General features: G+C 32.4%; 19 protein-coding genes, 1 pseudogene and 1 other annotated feature. Of the genes and pseudogenes, 15 read left to right on the plus strand and 5 right to left on the minus strand.

Going from position 1 to position 23,519, the window contains the following annotated elements:
- Positions 1-51 precede the first annotated feature (51 nt).
- From Q0E86_RS04380 to Q0E86_RS04390, 3 genes are read left to right on the plus strand one after another with little or no spacing between them, the layout of a single operon-like run.
- Entirely contained in the window at positions 52-861 is an 810-nt protein-coding gene (locus Q0E86_RS04380; RefSeq protein WP_295754780.1) for a class C sortase, read from the plus strand.
- Positions 862-864: 3 nt separating this feature from the next.
- Entirely contained in the window at positions 865-1,695 is an 831-nt protein-coding gene (locus Q0E86_RS04385; RefSeq protein ID WP_295754784.1) for a Cna B-type domain-containing protein, read from the plus strand.
- Complete coding sequence (locus Q0E86_RS04390; protein ID WP_295754786.1) at positions 1,685-2,263, plus strand: sortase; 579 nt, start codon at positions 1,685-1,687, stop codon at positions 2,261-2,263. Before Q0E86_RS04385 ends, Q0E86_RS04390 begins: the two co-directional genes overlap by 11 nt.
- A 168-nt stretch (positions 2,264-2,431) precedes the next feature.
- Here Q0E86_RS04390 and Q0E86_RS04395 read toward each other — a convergent pair whose 3' ends face one another.
- Positions 2,432-3,481, minus strand: coding sequence for an Abi family protein (locus Q0E86_RS04395; protein ID WP_295754789.1), 1,050 nt, complete (start codon positions 3,479-3,481; stop codon positions 2,432-2,434).
- A gap of 397 nt (positions 3,482-3,878) precedes the next feature.
- Here Q0E86_RS04395 and Q0E86_RS04400 point away from each other — a divergent pair, with 397 nt between their 5' ends.
- From Q0E86_RS04400 to Q0E86_RS04415, 4 genes are all read left to right on the plus strand, one after another.
- Positions 3,879-4,406 carry a hypothetical protein gene (locus tag Q0E86_RS04400; RefSeq protein WP_295754792.1) on the plus strand — a complete coding sequence of 176 codons (528 nt, stop codon included), beginning with the start codon at positions 3,879-3,881 and terminating at the stop codon, positions 4,404-4,406.
- A gap of 390 nt (positions 4,407-4,796) precedes the next feature.
- Complete coding sequence (locus Q0E86_RS04405) at positions 4,797-5,849, plus strand: ATP/GTP-binding protein (RefSeq protein WP_295754795.1); 1,053 nt, start codon at positions 4,797-4,799, stop codon at positions 5,847-5,849.
- A gap of 150 nt (positions 5,850-5,999) precedes the next feature.
- Positions 6,000-7,358 carry a Trk system potassium transporter TrkA gene (trkA, locus tag Q0E86_RS04410; protein ID WP_295754798.1) on the plus strand — a complete coding sequence of 453 codons (1,359 nt, stop codon included), beginning with the start codon at positions 6,000-6,002 and terminating at the stop codon, positions 7,356-7,358.
- A complete protein-coding gene (locus tag Q0E86_RS04415; RefSeq protein WP_295754801.1) occupies positions 7,342-8,862 on the plus strand; it encodes a TrkH family potassium uptake protein in 1,521 nt (506 codons plus the stop codon). Before trkA ends, Q0E86_RS04415 begins: the two co-directional genes overlap by 17 nt.
- A gap of 204 nt (positions 8,863-9,066) precedes the next feature.
- Here the strand turns inward: Q0E86_RS04415 and Q0E86_RS04420 are convergent, their stop codons facing one another.
- The 3 genes from Q0E86_RS04420 to Q0E86_RS04430 form a co-directional block, all read right to left on the minus strand.
- A complete protein-coding gene (locus Q0E86_RS04420) occupies positions 9,067-9,456 on the minus strand; it encodes a hypothetical protein (protein ID WP_367117380.1) in 390 nt (129 codons plus the stop codon).
- A gap of 13 nt (positions 9,457-9,469) precedes the next feature.
- Positions 9,470-10,003 (minus strand): hypothetical protein, encoded by a 534-nt coding sequence (locus tag Q0E86_RS04425; RefSeq protein WP_295754803.1) that lies wholly within the window; start codon positions 10,001-10,003, stop codon positions 9,470-9,472.
- Between the two features lie 195 nt (positions 10,004-10,198).
- The gene (locus tag Q0E86_RS04430; protein ID WP_295754805.1) at positions 10,199-11,311 is read right to left on the minus strand and encodes an Abi family protein; all 1,113 of its coding nucleotides are present in this window, start codon (positions 11,309-11,311) and stop codon (positions 10,199-10,201) included.
- A gap of 612 nt (positions 11,312-11,923) precedes the next feature.
- Between Q0E86_RS04430 and Q0E86_RS04435 the strand changes: the two genes are divergently transcribed.
- Positions 11,924-12,223: a hypothetical protein gene (locus Q0E86_RS04435; RefSeq protein ID WP_295754808.1), complete on the plus strand. Its 300-nt coding sequence runs from the start codon at positions 11,924-11,926 to the stop codon at positions 12,221-12,223.
- Between the two features lie 65 nt (positions 12,224-12,288).
- Here Q0E86_RS04435 and Q0E86_RS04440 read toward each other — a convergent pair whose 3' ends face one another.
- The gene (locus Q0E86_RS04440; RefSeq protein WP_295754811.1) at positions 12,289-12,786 is read right to left on the minus strand and encodes an ECF transporter S component; all 498 of its coding nucleotides are present in this window, start codon (positions 12,784-12,786) and stop codon (positions 12,289-12,291) included.
- Between the two features lie 95 nt (positions 12,787-12,881).
- Here Q0E86_RS04440 and Q0E86_RS04445 point away from each other — a divergent pair, with 95 nt between their 5' ends.
- From Q0E86_RS04445 to Q0E86_RS04475, 7 genes and pseudogenes are all read left to right on the plus strand, one after another.
- Complete coding sequence (locus Q0E86_RS04445) at positions 12,882-14,162, plus strand: PLP-dependent aminotransferase family protein (protein ID WP_295754814.1); 1,281 nt, start codon at positions 12,882-12,884, stop codon at positions 14,160-14,162.
- A gap of 9 nt (positions 14,163-14,171) precedes the next feature.
- Positions 14,172-14,366: a binding site (T-box leader), on the plus strand.
- A 32-nt stretch (positions 14,367-14,398) separates the two neighbouring features.
- Entirely contained in the window at positions 14,399-17,029 is a 2,631-nt protein-coding gene (gene alaS / locus Q0E86_RS04450; protein ID WP_295754817.1) for an alanine--tRNA ligase, read from the plus strand.
- A gap of 44 nt (positions 17,030-17,073) precedes the next feature.
- The gene (locus Q0E86_RS04455) at positions 17,074-17,442 is read left to right on the plus strand and encodes a hypothetical protein (protein ID WP_295754819.1); all 369 of its coding nucleotides are present in this window, start codon (positions 17,074-17,076) and stop codon (positions 17,440-17,442) included.
- A gap of 62 nt (positions 17,443-17,504) precedes the next feature.
- The gene (locus Q0E86_RS04460; RefSeq protein ID WP_295754821.1) at positions 17,505-18,005 is read left to right on the plus strand and encodes a transcription termination/antitermination NusG family protein; all 501 of its coding nucleotides are present in this window, start codon (positions 17,505-17,507) and stop codon (positions 18,003-18,005) included.
- A 131-nt stretch (positions 18,006-18,136) separates the two neighbouring features.
- On the plus strand, positions 18,137-18,676 hold the full coding sequence (locus Q0E86_RS04465; RefSeq protein ID WP_295754824.1) for a hypothetical protein: 540 nt from the start codon (positions 18,137-18,139) through the stop codon (positions 18,674-18,676).
- Between the two features lie 8 nt (positions 18,677-18,684).
- Entirely contained in the window at positions 18,685-20,205 is a 1,521-nt protein-coding gene (locus Q0E86_RS04470) for a glycosyltransferase (protein ID WP_295754827.1), read from the plus strand.
- 333 nt (positions 20,206-20,538) lie between these two features.
- A pseudogene (locus Q0E86_RS04475) lies at positions 20,539-23,519 on the plus strand (hypothetical protein); the annotation flags it as partial.

Genomic DNA, 23,519 nt, shown 5'->3' on the forward strand with positions numbered 1-23,519 from the left:
GGGGGGAATTTATTTTCCCCTTCCATACAACAATAGGGAGAGGGTTGTAAGATGAGAAAACATATGTCAACTATAATTGCGATACTTGTTTTTATTACAGGCTTGTCCTTATTGTTGTATCCTACGGTTAGTAATTATTGGAATTCTTTACATCAGAGTCGTGTTGTGGCGAATTATTCGGATACGATGGCTAAGTTATCTAAACAGGATAAGCAGGCTGAGATTGATTGGGCTGTTGAATATAATTCTAGGTTAATCAATAATGGTGGTCGTTTTACTCCAAGTGATTCTGAGCTCAGTGAATATAAGAGTTTATTAAATGCGGATGGTACGGGTATGATGGGCTACATCACGATTCCTAAGATTGGTGTGAAGTTAGCTATTTATCATACGGTAGATGAGTCTGTATTGCAGGTGGGTGTTGGTCATTTAGAGGGTTCGAGTCTTCCTGTTGGTGGTAGTGGTACGCATTGTGTTCTATCTAGTCATAGAGGTCTTCCTAGTGCCAAATTATTTACGGAGTTGGATCGTATGAAAAAGGGAGATGTATTTTATCTTCATGTATATGATAAGGTCTTAGCGTATCAGGTGGATAATATTGCGATTGTAGAACCGAATGATTATGGTTTATTAGAAATTGAAGAAGGTAAGGATTTATGTACTTTATTTACTTGTACGCCTTATGGTATTAATACGCATCGATTACTTGTTCGTGGTCATCGTGTAGAGAATGTGATGGATGAAAAGAATTTAACGGCCGATGCGGCTAAGGTAAATCCTTTGGTTGTAGCTAGTATTATTGGTTTGATTCTATATGGGATTGGTTATGTTGTATATCGAATTAAAAAGAGGGGAGTGTAGGTGATGAAAAGAATATTATATTTTGTGTTTTTAACTTTATTGTGTTGTCTTTTACCTATGACTCTATTTGCGGATTCTGATTTCATGCATTTAACTGTTACTTGTCCAGTATCGAATATGCAAGTATCTTTATATCGAGTGGCGGATGAGAATTATAATTTAGTTGATGCATTTTCTGATTATTCTATTGATTTAAAACAAGATGTACAAGGAGCTGCCAATGCCTTAGAGAATCGTATTTTAATGGATAATATTCAGGCGGATGTTTCTGGTTTTTCTGACAGTTTGTGTAAGGCTAGCTTTTCAGGTTTAGAATCCGGTATTTATTTGGTGGTAGGAAAAGAAGTTTTTCAGGATGGAGTATTTTATATGCCACAAGTATCTTTAGTATCTTTAAGTGGTGATTTAAGTGTGGATTTAAAATATGAGACAAGTGATAAGCCAAGTCGTATACATGTATTGAAAGTATGGAAAAGGGATAGTAAGAAGTCTCGTCCTAAATCGATTGAAGTATGTTTATTAAGGTCAGATGGTATAGTGGTGGATAGAGTGGTATTAAATTCAGATAATCAATGGTCAACTACTTGGGATAATCTTTCGACTTTATATACATATCGTGTCATGGAAACGAGTGTTCCTTCTGGCTATAAAGAGAGTTGTTCTAGAGAAAAAGATACGATTGTTTTGACGAATACGGGTAATTATACGGATAAGGTTGAAAAGAAGGATGATAAACTTCCAAATTCTGGTCAATTGTGGTGGCCAGTTCCTGTATTATTATTTGTGGGTCTTGTGTTGTTTGGTTTAGGACGCCATTTGAAAAATGAAGAATAGATTATCTAGAATATTATCGTGTATAGGGATTGTTTTAGTTGTTTGTTCTATTTCTTTATGTGCTTATAATGTATATGATTCGTTTCGATCTTATTTTGTTTCTCAACAAAAGATGAATGAGTATCATGTTGTAAAGACAAGTGTTGGTTCTATACCGGATTATGTATTAAATCCGGATATGGATATGCCAGAAGTGGATGTGAATGGAATGTCTTGTATTGGTACTTTAGAAATTCCAAGTTTAGATTTGAATCTTTGTGTTACAAGTACATTTAGTGATGATAATATGAAACAACTTCCTTGCAGGTATTATGGGAGTGTTTATAAGAAGAATATGGTGATTGTAGCCCATAATTATTGGTTTCATTTTGGTAGGTTGAATACATTAAAAAGTGGGGATGAAGTAATTTTTACGGATGCTTCTGGAAACCAGTTTAAATATAGTGTTGACGCAATGGATGTAGTAGGACCAGAAAGTGTATCTGAAGTAACCAATGGCAAGTGGCCACTTACTTTAGTGACTTGTACTTTGGATAGTCAAAATAGAATTGTTGTGAGGTGTAAGTAGGATGCTTATTTTGTCAGAGGTAAGGGGGAACTGCGTAAAATTTATTTGCATTTTTCAAAAAGTGTGGTATATTAATTATGACGAAGGAGTGCACTGTGGCGCTCAACCTGGAGGGATACGTCCTTCCAGTTTTTTTATACAATATAAAAAATCTGCATGAAGCAGATTTTAATCGTCCGAAATTATCGATATTATTAATTTTATAATTCTAATTTTTTTAATGTTGTAATCATTTTCTTCTATTGATGGAAAATTTAAACTGCTATCACAAAAACCTATTTTATCAGATACGATTTTTAATGTTTTTATTGCCTCAATCATTTTGGAATTTTCAATTCTCTTCTCTTTTATTGTGTTAATAAAAAATGGAATTATGGGTTCATAATGATTTGTTACATTGCGAATTCTTCTCAATAATTCTAATTGACCTGAGAAATCAAAAATATCTTTAACACGTATTTTATTAATTTCTATATTTTTCATCTTAGACAGTATCCATCTTTGAGACCCACTATCTAACATCATATAAAGAATATGCAATTCTCCTAATGTTAAAGCATTAGCAATAACCCAAAAGGGAACTTTATGTTGTAATTTGATATAGTGCGAAATCAAGGTGTTACGTGATTCGTCGCTAATACCTAATCCTATGTTATATATTTTTTCTAACAAGCATGTTCTGGATTCTATTGGGTATTCTGAATATAAATATTTACTTTTCTGGATAATGTTATAAAAGTTAGCACAAAATCTAGGAAGATTTTCTCTTGCTGGATTATTCAAAAAAGCATTTATTTCTTCTAAGTACTTAATACAATATATATCTTTAGATAGCCCGGTCAAACAATTTTCATTATATAATGAGCAAATGCGACTTACTAGTAAATTTTTAAATTTTCTTTCAAAATTACCAATATATTCAAAAAATATTGTAGACATAGAATCATCTAATTTTGCAATTTCTTCAATAGAATCAATTAATGTGTCATGACCATACTGATGAAGTTTGGCTTTTATACCGTTTTTTTCAACGGTAATATGTCCAGTCGCAAAAAATTCTTTATATGGGTTTATTATCGAAATATAATTTCTGTTTTCTAAAATATATTTTTGATTTTCTAACACTATTATTTTCTTATTTTCTTTTAAATATTTGATTTGCTCATCTATCGTCTTATATGTTTTATATGCTAAATTTTCATCGTTAAACTCATCCATTTGATTACTCCTGTTTTTATATTAAATATTTTATCATGCAATTAGTTAGATTACGATATAAAGCCTTTCCTAAAAAGCAAAAAAAGAGATGTCCTATTTGTGCACATCTCTAAATTAACAATATTTTCTTAATTAAATGACATTGATATAAAACCTGGTTCGAAATATGTATTCAAAGACTCATCTAACTAATCGTTGTTTTGGAATAAGGTGTGGTAAGGACCTCCTAAAAGTAGTCAAGCTACAGGTTTAAAATATACAAATCCACATTCACATATTCAATTTTACAAATTAACAAAACCGTCTTCAACCACGGTTATTAAAGGTTGAAAGAAAGGAGAAGTATGTTGTAAATGACCAGCTAGATGGGTCAATTACAATATACCAAGTAAAAAATATGATATTATATCACGGAACAACTTTAAGTAGAGGAAAGGAGATAATTAAAGATCATTGTATTAAACATGATATATCAAGAGTATATACAAATACAGGAAAATTAGATTGTGATACAACTAATGGATATGTTTATTTAACGCCTAATATAGAAACTGCATATTTTTATGGGAACTTAAACTCGCTTCGTTCTGAAACAAAAGATGATTTAAAATATGTTTATATATTTAAAGTGGAAATCAATGAAGATAAATTATTGCCAGATTATGATGATTTAAAAATCAAAAAAATTAAAAGTAAAGATGTAACTTGGAAAGAAAGTATCGCAATTTGCAAATCTGCAAGAGTGGATGAAGATGTTAATGTGAATAAAGCTGAGTATTTAATGCTTCCAAATACTATGAATTTTAAAGAAACAAAAGATAATCTTAACTTAGTTCGTGAACTGAGCAAATCTGAAGTACAAAGTTTAGATGCTAATGTTGTTTTGAAAGAAATTTTAAGTAAATGGAGTTGGCAAAAATTATAGTTTGTTTATAGTCGTAATTTACGAACATAAATGATAACTAAAAAATGTAAAATTTTGAGCATTTAGAAATATTCAAATTTGATTATATTGATATCTTCCATAATTACTTTAAAATCTGATGGATTAATTGATTTTGCTTTTAAGACTTCAAATGGTAATATATACCCAAAAAAAATCTATATCTGATACTGGATTAGAAAATATTTCTACAGTTGAATTTGAAGGTCGTACAAATAAATAATTTACGATTAAATAATAAAGTCATCTTTTGTGATTTACATACATACATACATTCATTCATTAATTAATTAATTATCTGGTTTTTATGGATTATGTAAAAACATTGGAATTTTAGATATAATAAGAAAGTGTATTATGGGGTGATTGAATATGTTAAAAAGGTTTACCGTACGCAACTACAAGAATTTTAAAGATGAGATTTCGCTTGATTTTAGTAAAATTGGTGAATATTCATTTAATGAGGATTGTCTTTCGATGAGGTTGATTTATGGTCGTAATACGACGGGAAAGACAAATTTTGGTAGGGCACTTCTTGATATTAAATCTTTATTGTGTGGTATGCAAAATAGTGGCTTGATCAATGAGGCTGGCGCGGCAAAGTTTAAATATGAGTTTAAATTTAACAATGATGAAGTTGTTTATAAGTATTCTAGATTTGCGAATACAGAGTTATGTGATGAAGAATTATCAATAAATGGTAAAGCTATTTTTAAGTGTGATTTTAAAAATAATAAATTTGATTTTCAGGGTTTAGATAGAATGAATACAAACCTTTATTTCATGAATGATAATCATACTTTATCTTTTCTAAGATGGTTCATTCATAATTCAGCTTTTAGCGATGATTCTGTTTTGATTCAATTATTTGAATATGTACGTAAAATGGGCATGATTACTGTGGGACATGATTTGTTGTATTCTAATAGAAATTTTCTTGAGGATTTAAAAAATCCAGTTTATCTACAAAGCTTTGAAGATTTTTTGAATTTAATGGGGATTGAATGTAAATTGATTTTACAAGAATTGCCAGATGGTCAGGCTGAATTATATTTTTCTCAAAATAAGTTAGTTCCATTCTATAGTACTGCATCAAGTGGAACGTTGGCATTGACAAGTCTTTATCAAAAAATAGTGTCTAATCCTTCATTGATCTATTTAGATGATTTTGATGCTTTTTATCATTATGAAATGGCAGAAAAATTAATTTGTTATTTCAAAAATAAATACCCAGAATGTCAATTGATTATGACATCCCATAATACGAATTTAATGACAAATAAAATTATGCGTCCAGACTGTTTATGTCTTTTATCAAGTAGAGGTACATTAACGGCTTTTTGTGATGCGACTGAAAGAGAGTTGCGTGAAGGGCACAATTTAGAAAAGATGTATATTAGTGGAGAATTTGAAAAGTATGAATGATTTGTCTTTTGGCTTTGACAATGTGTTCATTGGTTGTAGTCAATATGCTTATTGTGTTCATTACAACCATTTGTTGCACTAGTTTTTATACATGATTTGTATTATACTTGAGATGATTCCATATGGGAATTCATTTTTTTTGGAGGAGTTATGAAAATTATTGTAGTGGGTGATGGAAAAGTTGGATTTGCGATTGCGAAACAATTAAACCAGGAAGGTCATGATATTACAGTGGTTGAAAATAAATCGAGTGTTCTATCGAGTACCATGAATCAGTTGGATATTGTTGGTGTACAGGGAAATGGTGCGAGTTTAGATACTTTAATGGAAGCTCGTGTTTCATCTTCGGATTTGTTGATTGCGGCTACATCAACGGATGAGGTTAATATTATTTGTTGTTTATTGGCAAAAAAATTGGGTGCAAGACATACGATTGCACGTATTCGTAATCCGGAATACAACAATACCGTTCGTTTGATTAAGGATGAATTGGGGTTGAGTATGAGTATCAATCCGGAGCAGGCAGCGGCTCGTGAAATTTTGCGTGCCATTCGTTTCTCAAATTCCATTAGGGTTTCTTCTTTTGCAAAAGGAAGAATTGAACTTGCGGAAGTGAAGATTACAGAGAATTCGCCACTTTCAAATATGCGTATTTGCGACATCAATCGTCGTATGAAAAGTGAAGTATTATTTGTGGCAATTCAACGTAATGGTGAAGTGATTATCCCAAATGGTAATACAGTAATCTATGAAAATGATCGTGTCACATTAACGGGTTCGACTACTCAGCTTGAAAAGTTCTTTATTAAAGTTGGCATTTTAAGTAATCGTACTGTAAATGAAGTAATGATTGTTGGTGGTGGAAGAATCACATACTATTTGACAAATATGTTGTTAGAGCTTGGTATGGATGTAAAGATCATCGAAATCAATAAAGAAAAGTGTGTGAATTTGGTTGAAAAATTCCCTCATGCTACAGTCATCAATGGGGATGGAACGGATCATGAATTATTATTGAGTGAATCTTTAGAAGAAATGGATGCGTTTATTGCACTGACAGATAATGATGAGGAGAATGTCATTATTTCAATGTTTGCCCAGTCTCATGGTGTTACACATGTACTTCCTAAGGTAAATCGTGTTTCTTTAGGCTTCTTGTTGGATAAGCTAGGGCTTGAGAATTCGATTACGCCTAAGTTTATTACGGCCAATCAAATTGTACAGTATGTTCGTGCTATGCAAAATTCTGTGGGTTCGAATGTTGAATCTTTGATCAAACTTGTAAATGATATGGTAGAGGCATTGGAATTTAGAGTGCGTGACAATTGTCGTTTTATTGATGTGCCCATTAAGGATCTAAATATTCGTAAGGGTATCATCATTGCGTATGTAACGCATAAGGGCGTTTCAAAAGTCGCAACCGGAGATACGCGTATTCAATTGTCAGATACAGTTATTATTATTAGTAAAGTTGCAGGATTGAGGGATATTAATGATTTACTATCTTAAGCACAATTTACATAAATTAAACTGGGCTATGATTGGTAACGTATTGGGTATGGTTTTAATTGCGCAAGCTTGCCTAATGGTTTTACCAGTCATTGTGGATTTGATCTATCATGAAGGATTGTATGATTCTTATTTAATTGTGATTGGAATCTGTCTAGTTTTAGGATATGCATTAACGCGTACGCGTACAAGAATGAATAACTATTTTGCGAAAGATGGAATGATTGCGGTAGGCCTTGCGTGGATCGTTGTATCTTTCTTTGGTGGTTTGCCATTTTATTTGTCGGGTGAAATCCCTTCTTTTGTGGATTGTTTCTTTGAAGCCGTTAGTGGATTTACAACAACCGGATCGAGTATTTTAACGGAAGTTGAGAATTTGAAGCATGCCACACTCTTCTGGCGTAGCTTTACCCACTGGATTGGTGGTATGGGTATCTTAGTCTTTATTTTGGCTTTACTTCCAAAATCGAATGATCGTGATATGCATATTATGCGTGCAGAAGCGCCAGGTCCTACGATTGGTAAGCTTGTGCCTCGTATGCGTCAATCGGCTATGATTTTATATACCATGTATATGGGTCTTACTGTCATTCAGGTGATTTTACTTTTAATTGGTAAGATGCCACTATTTGATGCGCTTTGTAACACATTTGGTACGGCTGGTACCGGTGGTTTTGCGATTAAGAATACAAGTATTGGTGCCTACCACAATTCATATTATGAAATTATCATTACGATTTTTATGATTTTGTTTGGTGTCAACTTCAATATGTATTACTTCCTTTTAATTAAAGATTTTAAACAAGTCTTTAAAAATGAAGAGTTACGTGCCTATTTAGGTGTAATTGTATTCTCTATTGTTTGTATCACATTGAATATTCTTTCTATGTACAACTTTGATGTATTGAAATCCATTCGTCTAGCTAGTTTTCAAGTGGGTTCAATCATTACGACAACGGGATATTCAAGTTGTGATTATAGTGTATGGCCACAATTTAGTAAGATGATTCTATTCTTATTAACCGTATGTGGTGCGAGTGCTGGTTCTACTGGTGGTGGTGTAAAAATTAGTCGTCTATTGATCATTGTAAAGAAGATCAAGTTGGATATTCAAAAGTTATTGCATCCTCAAAAAGTAGAGGCGATCACAATGGATGGTAAAGTTGTGGATGCTGAGGTTGTCAATCAGATCATGGCTTATTTCTGTTGTTTTATCATTATTGTAGGAATCCTATTATTCTTGGTTTCCTTTAATAATTTTGATTTTGAAACAACGATCACATCCGTTATGACATGTATTGGAAATGTGGGTCCTGGATTTGGTTTGTGTGGTCCAATGGGCAACTTCTCCATGTTTTCTGACTTTAGTAAGATCGTACTATCTTTTGCGATGTTGATTGGTCGTTTGGAGATTTATCCAATTATTATTTTCTTGTCTCCAGTACTTGGAATTCGCAATGTTTCTAAATCATTTCATAAGCGCAAAAAAAGAAAATTTAATTAAAGAATAATCATTTGTCTGGCAATGTTATTCAGTCAAAATAACGGCTTAATCAAGAGTTTATGATTCATTGCGTCTTCTTTTTTGGGAATATTTGAAGTATAAGATTAAATAGAGATGTATATAAAACTTGGCAAATGAAAAGAGCCCATACAAATCATTTGATTTGGTGGGCTCTTTTTCTAAGTAATAGCTAGTTTCAATTTCTCAACGTAGACGATACGACTTTTTGATATCTTGCATACTGAATTCATTTTCATCTAAATTTGTTACAATGCATTCATATGTATCCTTTGTAATTTTAAAACGAACCAATCGACATTCAAAATCATAGAATGGAGTATCACCAAAATAATCAAATCGCTGATTTTGTGGCACAAACTTATAGATTTCTGGATGTGCTTTTATTTCATTCGTCTGTTTTCTAGTCAATGTGCGTTTGACTTGCACATCAAATTCGTTATCTGAAAATGGTCCAAAACTACGTAATATACCAGTGGAATAAATATTCTTGACTCGGACCAGATACTTATTTCCAGAATATTTAATCTTCTCAAAGGGATTGATGGATTCATATCCTCTGTCTGCAATGAATATAGCTTTGCTGTCTTTATAGCGTTCTTAATGCATCACGTTCATCCTGTACAGCCTGTCCTTGTAAAATAACATCATCATAGGTGTATTCTAAAATATCATAGCTTGTATTCAGATGGTAGGCAGAGAATGGCTTGTCCGAATTATTGGCATTTTGGATTGTTGTTTTCTTATTCTTGATTTCAGAAGTAATAGGTAATGTAGAACCATCTACAGCTAAAAGATGGTATCCATTATATAACTTAGGCTTTCTTGTTCTGCCATTAAATAAATTGAATAAAATACGAAAAGTATCAGGTTGAATCTTATCTCTTGCCTGTATAAAAGAAGATACAGTTGGCGTATCAAGATTGTATCCAAGCAGTTTATACAGTTCATCTTTTAATGAACCGCCTTCTAATAACAAAACATTCATCAAGGTGTTCCCAAACAGGTGTTTCCTTTTGCAAGTAAAGTCTTTATCTGGCTTGACAACAAATAAAAAAGAGGATTCATCTAATTGATATATGCATTGTTTTAATATCTTTTTCATGTGTATAAATTTGTTCATAAGTATGCTCCTGTAATCGTATATTTATAAACAAATAACATATTTTTGAATCAGAGTGAGGGGGAACTACGTAAAATTTATTTGCATTTTTCAAAAAGTGTGATATATTAATTATGACGAAGGTTGGCCCATTGGCTGACAGGGAGAGTGGATACGTCCATTCTCTTTTTTTTTATTTAGGATAAAAGAGCAACTTTATAACTTGTTGCTCTTCTGCATAACTTGTTGAACTTTTTTCAAAACAGCTACCTTTTTCTTGTTGTAATCTGTAACTGGAATATATGGCATAATAATAATTATTGGCTCAGAGTAAGTAGCAAGGAATTCTATTGTTTTTATAATTTGTGAATCTTTAAGATGCTTTTCTTTTATATTGTTTAATAAAAACGGGATAAGTGGTTCGTAATGATTAATCACATTCCTTATTCTTCGAATATTTTCTACATAGCCCATAAAGGTGGATACATTTTTTTCTTTAATTTTTGTGATATCAACATTCATAAGTTTTGCACAGATTTGTTTTTGTGTTGACATGTCTAACATCGAAAACAAAACGTTTAGCTCCCCGAGGGTTAAAGCGTTAGGAATAACCCATAAAGGTAGCATCTTTTGAGAATTGTAATAATGCTGTAAAAGTATATTTTTTGATGAACTCTTATCTCCAGTACCTATATCATACAATTTTTTTAATATCATAAATCGATTTTCCAAAACAAATTCATTATACACATAACCTTTTTTAGACAAGGAATTTGGAAAATTTGTTGCAAATTTAGGAAAAACAACTACATTTCTCTGTATTGCATCTATTAAATATGGTTTATTTAAACAAGTATATGTACTACCGTTATTAAGTGTTAGTTCAATTGTGTATTGGTTTATAAATTTTTCGATTTCAGTGATATACTCTAAGCATTTTAAAGATTCATTTGGCATTTGAGAATTATGAACATACAATTCACAAATTGCATTAATTAATACATTTTTAAATTTCCTTTCAAATTGCCCAATGGTTCTAAAAAAATAGTCAGAAATTTTATCATCATATTTAACAACACTAAGTATATTTTGTATAGGTATTTCCGATTCATAAATATGAATTTTCTTCATATACCCTTCAATATTTTTAACAATCTGATTAGTTGCAAAAAATTCTTTATATGGATTGATTACAGATATATAATTTCTATCCTCTAATATATATCGATCATTTTCGTTTATTATGATTTTTTTAAACATTTTCAAATACTCAATTTGTTCATCAATGTTTTTATATAGTTTACATACTTCTTCATTAAATTCGTCCATTTGAATACTTCCATTTCTATATTACATATTTTATCATGATTCTGTCTAGATTTCGATATAGAGCAAAGATTATAAAAAATGTGGTCATCTCTACAGCAAGCTATGGAGTTTTCGCCACTTAAATATAACTTGTTTGTTCAAATGATACAATAAAGATTTTTTGGCTTTTAAAAGTTCCATGAATTGAAATAGTAAATTCCAGTTCAAGAGTACTCAATTGTGTATTTTCTAAAAAGTATATTTCAAGTGAAGATATTATTTTCTACATGAGTATTTATAATACAGCACCAAAATAATTAGCAAATATCATTCTTGATGAAATATATGATCAAACTGGTATCATTACAATAGTTGGAATTGAAACCTATTTCTAACTAAGGTTACATTAGATGTTACTGCAAAAGATTGTATGGAATTTTTACATAAGACTTACTTAAACAGCTTATAGGGCATCATCAACCAATTACAGATGTTTGAATGATAGGACCTTGAACTGCTGATAGATTAGCAACGCTTGGGATCAAAGAAGCTCATTTATTTGGGTGTTTTTCTATACAAACGTTTTTTCGAGGTGTATTATAAAACCATAAAAAAACGAAGGGATGATTTATTATGAGAATTTTTGATTATATTGACACGATTGAAAAGCCTACGATTGACAATATTCGAGTGATTTATAAGGCTATTAATGTGAAGTATGATGAACTCATAGACATGGCGGTTGAACCGAATAGTAAAAATTATAATAAGTGGATGCAGACACTAGGTTGTTTAAAGGCATCTGAAAATTTGCTTATAGATTGCATCACAAATAATAAGATTACAGATATGGAATGGCTTCAATTGAAGTGTGATATTTATAAGTATCAAGTCAAATATGGTGGCTTGAAATATTTGAATGTAGAAGCATAGATATTGGATATGTGTTGAGCATATCCTTTTTTAATTGGAAATAAAAAAACCTGGATTTCCAGGCTTTAGTTTAATTTATCTTGTACGATTTTCTTAACCATTGGATAAGCGACAAGTGCAATCACAATACCGGCTACTCCTTGTACTACGTTTGCAGGAATTTCACTGGCTGCAACGATCCAGCTTCCTTTTAACATATATTTGGCAATGAAGTATCCAAAGACCATAATGACAGATCCTAATACGTAGCTTGAGATTTGTTTCGGTTTAGAGTAGTTTTTCATAAGTAGGGATACAACGATTCCTTCTAGTCCTTTAATAACTAGGGTGAAGAAGAAGTAGTGTCCATATCCTCCGGCTACGTCGGCTAATGCACTTCCAAGTCCTCCAATCAAAAAGCTTTCAAATGGATTTAAAAAGCTTGCGAATAATAGGATGAATCCATCGCCTAAATTGAAGTATCCATCGAGTGCGTTTGGTACTTTGATAAACATGGTTGCCACAAAGACAAGTGCCATGCCAAGTCCTGTTAATACGATTTCATAGGTTTGTTTATTTTTCATCATCATTTCCTTCTTTCTTACAACTTATTGACTATTATACTTGTTTCTGTATTTAAAAAAATATACAATTATAAAAAATAAATAGGGGACAGTCTATGAAGAAATATGAAGTGATTTATAATACATATAGGGAGTCAATTCTTTCTGGAATCTTAAAGTATGGAGATCGTGTCGATTCGATTCGTGAATGCGTGAAGAAGATGAATGTGTCTAAGACAACGGTGGAGGCTGCTTATAATAAGCTTGTGTTGGATGGGTTTATTTCGAGTAAGGAAAAGGTTGGGTATGTTGTGAGTATGAATCCGGAAAGGGTTTTATTGCATCATGAGATCTTGGATTATTCTTCAAGTCACAAAGAAAAGGTGTATGATTATGATTTTCGAATTCAGTCGGTTTCGATTGATTCGTTTGAAACGTCGATTTGGAAAAGATATATGAAGGATGTATTGAATGATAAGAAGTTAATGTCAAGTTATGGCTTAGCTCAGGGTGAGTATGGTTTAAGACAGGCTTTGTGTAAGTATGTATATCAAAATCGCAATATATTATGTTTTCCGGAGCAGATGGTAATTGGTTCAAACTATCAGTCTTTGTTGTATATATTTTGTGGAATGTTGGATAAACAAAAAGTGATTGGTTTGTCGACTTTGGTGGATGAACAGGCTAAACAAGTATTTTTAAGTTATGGATTTCGTGTGGAATATTTAGATCCGAATCATTTTATTGAGGATATTCAAAGATTGAATATTGATGTTGTCTATGTGAATACGACTTGTTTTACGTATGATAGACAGTCTATGTGTGAGAAAGTGAGAAGGAAATTAGTTGAATTATCGAATATATTGATTTTGGAAGATGATTATAATGGGGAATTGGTATATGCTTCTAAGATCAAGACGAGTCTATGTTCGATGAGTTCAAATGTAATTTATTTTTCTTCTTTTTCAAGGCTTTTACTTCCAAGTCTTCGTATTGGATATATGATTTTAAATGAGGAGTATACAAAGAAGTATAGTGCTTCTTTCTTTGGTCCTACGGCTAGTAAATTAGAGCAGGTGGCTTTCAGTCAGTATATTGTGGATGGGTATTTGCAGAAGCATTTAAGAAAATTGGTGCGTGAATATAAGGAGAAGCATTTGTATTTAAAGAAGGTATTGGATACTTATCTTTCTTGTTCTTATATTTTGGATGAAACGTATATGGCGTATTGGATCAAACTGGATGTGGATATGGATCGCTTGAAGGCTTTGTGTGAATCAAATTTAATGGGAGTGAGTTATTCAAGTAGTGGGATTGGCTTATCTTTTGCGAGTATGGATAAAGAATTGATGCGAGAAGGTGTGATTCGTCTTGCAGAATTGGTGAAAGAGTGTTAAAATTTTATCGATTCGACAGTGAAGAAGATAAGTAGAAAGTAAGTTTGGTGTTTAGAGAGAGGGCGTTTGGTGAAAGCCTTTCAAAAATTTATTTTTGAAGCTACTTTGGAGTTGAAACGTAGTCGGCGTTAACGAGTGAATTGAGGGCATTTTCTATGTTGGAAAATGAACTAGGATGGTACCGCGTAATTATACGTTCCTAGAAATAGGAGCGTTTTTTTATTGGAGGAAAAAAGATGAAACAATTAACTGGTAATCAGATTCGTCAGATGTTCTTGGATTATTTCAAATCGAAAGGGCATATGATTGAGCCGGGCGCAAGTTTGATTCCGCACAATGACCCAACATTATTGTGGATCAATGCGGGTGTTGCGGCTTTGAAGAAATATTTTGATGGTAGTGAAAAACCGGCTTCAAATCGTATTGCGAATGCGCAGAAGTCAATTCGTACAAATGATATTGAAAATGTAGGTCGTACAGCTCGTCACCACACATTCTTTGAAATGTTAGGAAACTTCTCAATTGGAGATTATTTTAAGGATGAAGCTATTCAGTTCGCATGGGAATTTTTAACAAGCGAAGAATGGATGGGTATTGATAAGGAAAAATTGTATGTGTCTGTATATACAGATGATACGCGTGCTTATGAAGTATGGACTACAATTTGTGGTGTAGATCCGAGTCATATTTTAAAGACTGATGACAACTTCTGGGAAATTGGTAAGGGACCTGGTGGACCTGACAGTGAAATTTTCTTTGATCGTGGAGAAAAATATGATCCTGAGGGATTGGGAGAAAAATTATTCTTTGATGAAATGGAAAATGATCGTTATGTAGAAGTATGGAATGTCGTATTCTCTCAATATGATTGTGATCCTAGTATTGATCGTAAAGAGTATAAGGAACTTCCTCAGAAGAATATTGATACGGGTATGGGTCTTGAGCGTTTGGTTGCCTTAGTTCAGGATGGTGAAACAAACTTCGATACCGATTTATTCTTACCTATTATTCGTGCTACAGAAGCAATGGCAAAACATCCTTATGAAGGTGAATATAAGATGGCTTATCGTGTTATTGCGGACCACGTTCGTACAGTAACTTTCGCATTGAGTGATGGAGCTAACTTCTCAAATAGTGGTCGTGGTTATGTACTTCGTCGTGTACTTCGTCGTGCGGTTCGTTATGGTTTAAAATTAGGTTTGGATGAACCATTCTTATATAAATTAGTTCCTGTTGTTGCGGATTTAATGAAGGATTTCTATCCATACTTACAAGAGCATGTTGAGTTCAATCAAAAATTGATTAAGGTTGAAGAAGAAACTTTCAAGAAGACTTTAAAGGTTGGTCAAGCATTATTGGATGAAGAGATCAGCAAGGCTAAAGATGGTAAGTTGAGTGGTGAAGTTGTCTTCAAATTGTATGATACATATGGATTCCCATTTGAATTGACACAAGAAATTGCCGAGGAAAGTGGTATTCGTGTAAGTCATGATGAATTTGATGCTGAAATGAATAAACAAAAAGAGCGTGCTCGTAATGCGCGTAATGTAAAGGATTCTTTTGCATCTCAAAATGAAGAGTTGATGAACTTCAATGAGCCAAGTGTTTTTATTGGTTATGATCATTTAACTTGTGATGGTAAGATCATTGCGTTATTTAATGCAGAAGGTAAAATGGTTGATTCTTTAGAAGATGAAGGTATGATTATTTTAGATCAGACTTGTTTCTATGCCGAAAGTGGTGGACAGGTTGCGGATAAGGGAACATTTAGTGCGGATGGTGTAGATGTTGAGGTATTAGATGTTCAAAAGACGCGTAATAAACAACATATTCACACGGTTAAGATCAATAGTGGTGTATTAGAGAAGGGTATGTCTTTACATGGTGAAGTGAATGTCAAAGATCGTTTGGCAACTACGGCAAACCATTCTTGTACGCACTTGTTGCAGTCGGCTTTAGTGAAGGTATTGGGTGATCATATTCACCAGGCTGGTTCTTACAATTGTCCTGAGTATTTGCGTTTTGACTTTAATCATTATGAAAAGGTTACGGCTGAACAATTGGCTGAAGTTGAACGTATTGTGAATGAATATATTAGTGCGGCTTATCCAGTAACTAAGGAAGTCATGCCGATTGAAGAGGCTAAGAAGTCTGGTGCCACTGCATTGTTTGATGAAAAGTATGGTGATACGGTTCGTGTTGTAACAATGGGTGATGTATCTAAGGAATTCTGTGCGGGATGTCATGTGGATAATACTGCTCAGATTGGTTTATGTAAGATCATTAGTGAGGAAAGTATTGGTTCAGATTCTCGTCGTATTACAGCTAAGACGAAGTTTGCGGCTTATGAAGATTTTGCCCAAGAACACAATATGTTAGAAAATATTGCGGATAGTGCTAAACAAAAGGGTATTAAGAATATTGATACTAAGGTTGAAGCGGCTTATAAGACAATGCACGATATGCAAAAGGAAATCGATAACTTGAAAAACCAAATCTTTACTTTGAAGTCTAAAGAGTGGGCTACTGAAGCGAAAGATTTTGGAAAAGTCAATGTATTGATCAAGTCTGTTTCTGGAATGGATGCAGGAGCATTGAAAGATATTGTTTCTAACTTGAAGGCAAATGATGACAAGATGGTTGTATTCTTCGTAAATACAAATGGAGAAAAGGTTGTCTTTGTGTCTGGTGCAGGTAAAGAGGCTGTTAAGGCTGGTGTACATGCTGGTCAATTGGTTAAGAAAGCAGCTCAAATCTGTTCTGGTAATGGTGGTGGAAAGCCAGATATGGCTCAAGCCGGTGGTAAGGATGCTTCTAAGGTTGATGAAGCAATCAATGCGATCACAGAAGAATTAAAAAGCTTATAGGAGATATTAGGGTATGCCATGTGTATACCCTTGTTTTTTTGGATATGAAAAAGAAGAAGACTAAGAGTAAATATAGAATTCGTAAGAATGAATTAAGAAAATTTGAAAAGGAGAATAAGCTCACAAAGAAAGAGAAGGAAAGACTTCATATGTGGGTAGATGCAGGAAATAGTGCGTATGATTTACAGTGGTTGTATGAATTGCGTGAGGAAGAAGAGCTTGATGAATTACTAAGTGGTTTAACAGACAAACAAAAGGATTATGTATATAGTTATTGTATGAACTGGAATCCATTCATGGAGGAACCATTTTTTGACTTTAATCGTTTGGATGAATTGGATATAAAGAATTTGCCGACTTTTGAAGAAGTGGATAAAAAAGAAGAAGAACCAGAGATTGATTTGCCTTTTTAATGCATTTGACACAATGAATTAACCATTTTATAATTTTTGTATGTATTGAAAGGGTTTTACGTATGAATAATGAACATTGGTATGTGTTATTGACCATTCGTTCTAAGGAAGAAGAGGTATGTAAATATTTGAATGAGAATGAGGGTATTTACGCTTTTAGTCCGAAGATGGAGTTTTATCATAGAGTTTCAAAACAGATTCAACAAAGAGCCTTATTTGGTGGGTATGTATTTGTGGTGAGTGAATTGTCTCAGATTGAAGTGGATGCGATCTTTAAAAAGTTTCCTTTGCAGAGTGTTTTTATCCATGAATTGAAATATGAAGAGGAAGTTTCAGCTCTAACCGATGAGGAGATTCGTATTTTGAATATGTTGTTGGATGATGAAAAAGTACTTCGTATGTCTTATGGTGTATTACAGAATAAAAAGATTCATGTGACACAAGGTCCACTTGTGAATATGGATGATTATATTGTGAAGTATGATAAGCATAATCGATTGGCTACGTTGAATCTAAGTTTTTTGAATCAAATATGGAAAGTTGGAGTTACGATTCCAGAATAGTATGGATGTGTTAACAACATGTCCATTTTTTCTTTATGGATGTGTCTAAAACCTTTTTAAATAAAATTAATATCATGTTAAAATGTATTAGTTAATCACGTATATATAAATATCTATTGGGAGATTTGCGTATGAAATTATTATTAGAAAAATGTTATGAAAATGAATTTAATGATATAGAGAAAGAAAGGTATGTATTTGATCATGAAGATGGTCAAAAAGATATTTTGTCTCCTTATCGTATTTTGGTTAATTCTTTAAATAAGGAAAAACATGAGTTTTCGGATTTATTCTATAATAATTTAGATATTCCTGACTTATGGTATGTTTTTCCTCAGGAGTTAGATGGACAAATATTATATCGTGGTAAAAAGAAGGCGGATATATTTTTTAAAAGTCCAAATATAATGAGAAATGTACATAGAGTAGCGTGGATTGAGGATGGATTCAATTATAAAACGGATTTTTATGATGTATATGGATTGAAATTTTTTACTGAATATTATGATGAAAAACTTGGCTTATTATTAACTACATTTTATACGGATGATAATAAAGAAGTTTTGTCGATTCATCATAAGAATGAAGTTTTTATAGTCACAGATCAGAATTATTGCAAGGTATATTATTCTTATAAAGAATTTGTTGATTATATAGAAAGGATTGGGTGATTGTGCTAATGTCAGTTTATGTTTTTAATATATTAGTGGATTATATGCCCAATGGAATAGATAATGCGCAGGGGTATAGGGAGAAAATGTTTAATCAAATTGGTATAGATGGGTATTATGTATTTACCAATTTTCCTAAAATGAGAAATATATCTTTATATAATAATGTGGGTATACCTATAAATAAAATGGTTAATCCAATTTTGAAAATGACGGGTAGGGATTATTTTGATTTTGATGCTGAAACGGATGTAATGGTTCGTGAATTAGAGCAAAATTTGAATGCTGATAAAGTCGTTTATGTTGAGAATGCGGTTCAACTATGGAAAAATGGATACATTGTAGCGGAAATACATACTGTGCCAAATGATTCAAATCATTTTTATGAAGTATTATATTTTAAAAGTAATTGCTTACTTAAGACTGATTTTTATTCAAATGGTAGAGTCTATTCTGATTTTTTCATTACGGCAAGTCGTGATAATGGTTCATTATATGCAAAAAAAGTGAAACGAGTTTTCTATAAGAAAAATGGCGAGGTTTGTTTAGAACAGATAGATAATAACTATATCATGAATAACGGTAAGATAATTGATTGTTATGAAATTATAGATTTATATTTAGATTTATTAAATTTGAATGAAAATGATTCAATTATAATGGATCGTGCATATAATTTGGAATTTAATGACATAATTCTTGGAAAAAAGTTACCTTGTAAAAAGATATGTGTTATTCATTCTGGACATTACTTTGAACCAAATCAATCAATGTATGCTTTGTATCTAAATTATGAATATTATTATTGGTTTAAATATTCTAAGTATATTGATTCTTTTGTTGTTTCAACTGAAAATCAAAAGAAAGATTTGATTAGTGTACTTAATAAGTATGGTTATGCTATTCCAAATATCGAGGTAATACCAGTAGGTGCTATTGATAATTTGCGTGTTTCAAATGATAGAAAGCAAAATTCGATTCTTACAGCATCACGAATAGTGAGAGGTAAAAGAATTGATTTGATTATTCGAGCGGTTATTGAAGCACATAAAAAGAATAGTAATATTTCATTAGATATTTATGGTAGGGGCGATGACATTATAAAAAATGAATTGGTTGAAATTATTCAAAATAATGATGCTTCTGAATATATCCATTTCATGGGTTTTCAACGTTTAGATGAGGTATATAAAAAATATCAATTGTACATTTCTACGTCTATTTTTGAAACGTTTGGACTAACATTGTTAGAAGCGGCATCATCAGGCTGTGCTTTGATCGGACTAGATGTACCTTATGGAAATACAACGTTTATTGAGAATGAAAAAAATGGTTATTTGGTAGAATATAACTTTAATCGTGATATTAATTATGAAAATCAATTGATAAATGTTATTGCGGATAGAATTGTGGATGCGTTTAGCGATTACAGAAGATTGAATGAGTTTTCAGAACATTCATATAAAATAGCCAATGAATTTCTTGTCACAAAGATAAGCGAAAAATGGAAGCGCGTTTTAGAAAAATAGAGTATTTAGTTATATTAGTAGATATTTTTTTGTTGTACTTTAATATGTTGATATTATTAATAAAGTTATTGTAAATATAACTTCAGTTAGCATACTGGTTATATTATTTATATGCTTATTTTAATATATGTTCACGCATATTAACAAATGTAGATTTTTTAAAAAAAAGTGGTTAGAAATCGCGTTTTTTACTTGAATAAATCAAGCTTTCCGTTTACTATTAAACCTAGTAAGGGAAGAGTGCATCTTTTCGTGTACTCTGCTTGATTTTTTTATTTCTAATTTATGGGCTATATAGAAATATAAAAGTTTTTTTGGGAAGGAATGAGTAGAATGTCGAAAAAGAAAAAGAATATAAGAAGAAAAAAATCGAACAATCTTTTAAAGGGAATGGCTGCTGCTGGTGCTGTTGTTGGTGGCGGAACTATTTTTGCGGGTAACAATGCTGTTTATGCTGCTGAAAATGAACAAGGTGTTATTGGTTCACAATCAGAAGAACAAATTATTGAATCTCAATCTGTTTCTGAATCAACAACAGAATCTTTATCTCAAGCTAAATCAGAAACTAGTAGTTATGATAGTGAAGCATCTGCTGCTACTTCTGCAGTAGAAGGTAATACTGTTCAAACAAATCAAGGAAAAGGATTTGCAAAACGTGTTTCAAGTTTCTTTAATAATGAACAAAATATTATGACTGTTGATGAGACAGAAGGACAAAACGGAACTAATGAAAACACTGTTGCGAATGAGAATGAAATAACTTCTAAAGAATCTTCTGCTTCTATTTCCACGGCAGAGTCAATTGTAAAATCAGAAAGTGTTAGTGCTTCTGATGAGAAGAGTGAAGCATTAATAGAATCTGAAAATTTTAGTAATTCTGAATCAGAAAGTCTTTTAAAAAGTGAAGCTAATTATATAGTTGATAGTAAATCAATTTCTCTTGCTGCTTCTGAATCAGCTAGTCAATTTAAAAGTGAATATCAAGAAGGTTTAAATTCATTGAGTCAAGCTGAAAAAGATTTTGAAAGTAATTCAAATAGAATTGATAAATATGAAGAGCTTGTTGGTGAAATTGTAGAATTACAAAAAGAGTTAGAAAGCGTTCGTGAAAGTATTCAAAAGCAATCAAATCCTAGCTTAAATACAAGTTATGATGGCAAAAGGACATGGTATCAAGTTGCGAATGATTTATCAATTAAATTAGCTAAATATTATTTCTTCCAAGAGTATGGGGTTGGAGAAATCAGTGGAGATGCTGGAGATTGGTATCGTGATGGTCAAGATAACAAATATGATGTTAACTACATTTATTTGGAATATACAGATGCACATGGTGTTGTGCATAAAGGATATTTTGACTATATTGAAGCAAACGATTCTGGATATTTGTCTATAAAAAAGCCTAAAGATGTCACACAGGTCGTTGTATTAAAGAAAGAAATTGCTTATGTAAATATTGAAAAAGTTGATGGGCATTGGCAAAAAGTTGGTGCGTATTGGCAATATATTCAACCAGAAACTAAATGTAATTATTATTATTCTAAAACAGATGAAAATGGCAATGTTAAGCATTATTTAAAAACAAGTGGTGATTCAACTTATAGAGAAATTGAAAGTAATAGAGTTACTGTCAATACTGATGGATCTATAAGCGTTCAAAATGAAAATAGTACTCTAAAATTTACAATACAAAATGATCAGAATAAGGATGGTAAGGATTTAGGACACCCGCCTTTCGTAGACGTGCCAAACTTATATGACCAAGATCATTTAAATGAAAATACTGTCAAAGGTACTCCATATTTTTCAACTATTAAATTTAATAATAGAGATACACAATATGATAAAGAAAATAAGAGTGAATTGAATAGTGTATCTCAAAGTTTAAGTAGATTATTAAGTGAATCTGTATCTGCTAGTAAAAGTAATGTGGATGATAGTGTTTCAAAAGTAAACTCAAAAAGCGAAAGTACAGAAACTAGTAACAGTAATTCAACTAGTTTGTCAGAAAAAGAAGAATTGATTAAATCAACTTCTATAAGTTTGTCGAATCAAAAGAGTGAAGCTGTTTCGTTATCACAATCTGTCGCTGATTCAACAAGCGCTAGTCAGTCAGAAGTAGACTCAACATCAGCTTCACAATCAGAAGTGGACAGCACATCTGCTAGTCAGTCAGAAGTAGACTCAACAAGTGCTTCTCAATCAGAAGTTGATAGCACATCAGCAAGTCAATCAGAAGTAGATAGTACATCAGCTTCACAATCAGAAGTTGATAGCACATCAGCAAGTCAATCAGAAGTAGACAGTACATCAGCTTCACAATCAGAAGTTGATAGCACATCAGCATCTCAATCAGAAGTTGATAGTACATCAGCATCTCAATCAGAAGTGGATAGTACTTCAGCAAGTCAATCAGAAGTAGATAGTACATCAGCTAGTCAATCTGAAGTGGATTCAACAAGTGCTTCTCAGTCAGAAGTTGACTCAACAAGTGCTTCACAATCAGAAGTAGATAGTACTTCAGCTAGCCAATCAGAAGTGGACAGCACATCAGCAAGTCAATCTGAAGTAGACTCAACAAGCGCATCTCAATCAGAAGTAGACAGTACTTCAGCTAGTCAAAGCGAAGTAGACTCAACAAGCGCATCTCAATCAGAGGTAGATAGTACTTCAGCTAGTCAAAGTGAAGTAGATTCAACATCAGCTAGCCAATCTGAGGTGGATTCAACATCAGCTTCTCAATCAGAAGTAGACAGTACTTCAGCAAGTCAATCAGAAGTTGATAGTACATCAGCTAGTCAAAGCGAAGTAGATTCAACAAGTGCTTCTCAGTCTGAAGTAGATTCAACATCAGCTTCACAATCAGAAGTTGATAGTACATCTGCTAGTCAAAGCGAAGTAGATTCAACAAGTGCTTCTCAGTCAGAAGTTGACTCAACAAGTGCTTCACAATCAGAAGTAGATAGTACTTCAGCAAGTCAATCTGAAGTAGATTCAACAAGTGCTTCTCAATCAGAAGTAGACAGTACTTCAGCTAGTCAAAGCGAAGTAGACTCAACAAGCGCATCTCAATCAGAGGTAGATAGTACTTCAGCAAGTCAAAGTGAAGTAGATTCAACATCAGCTAGTCAATCTGAAGTGGATTCAACAAGTGCTTCTCAGTCAGAAGTTGACTCAACAAGTGCTTCTCAATCAGAAGTAGACAGTACATCAGCTTCACAATCAGAAGTTGATAGCACATCAGCTAGTCAATCAGAAGTAGATAGTACTTCAGCTAGCCAATCAGAAGTGGACAGCACATCAGCAAGTCAATC

This window comes from uncultured Holdemanella sp. (assembly GCF_934754935.1).
In the GTDB taxonomy this organism is placed as follows: Bacteria; Bacillota_I; Bacilli_A; order Erysipelotrichales; family Erysipelotrichaceae; genus Holdemanella.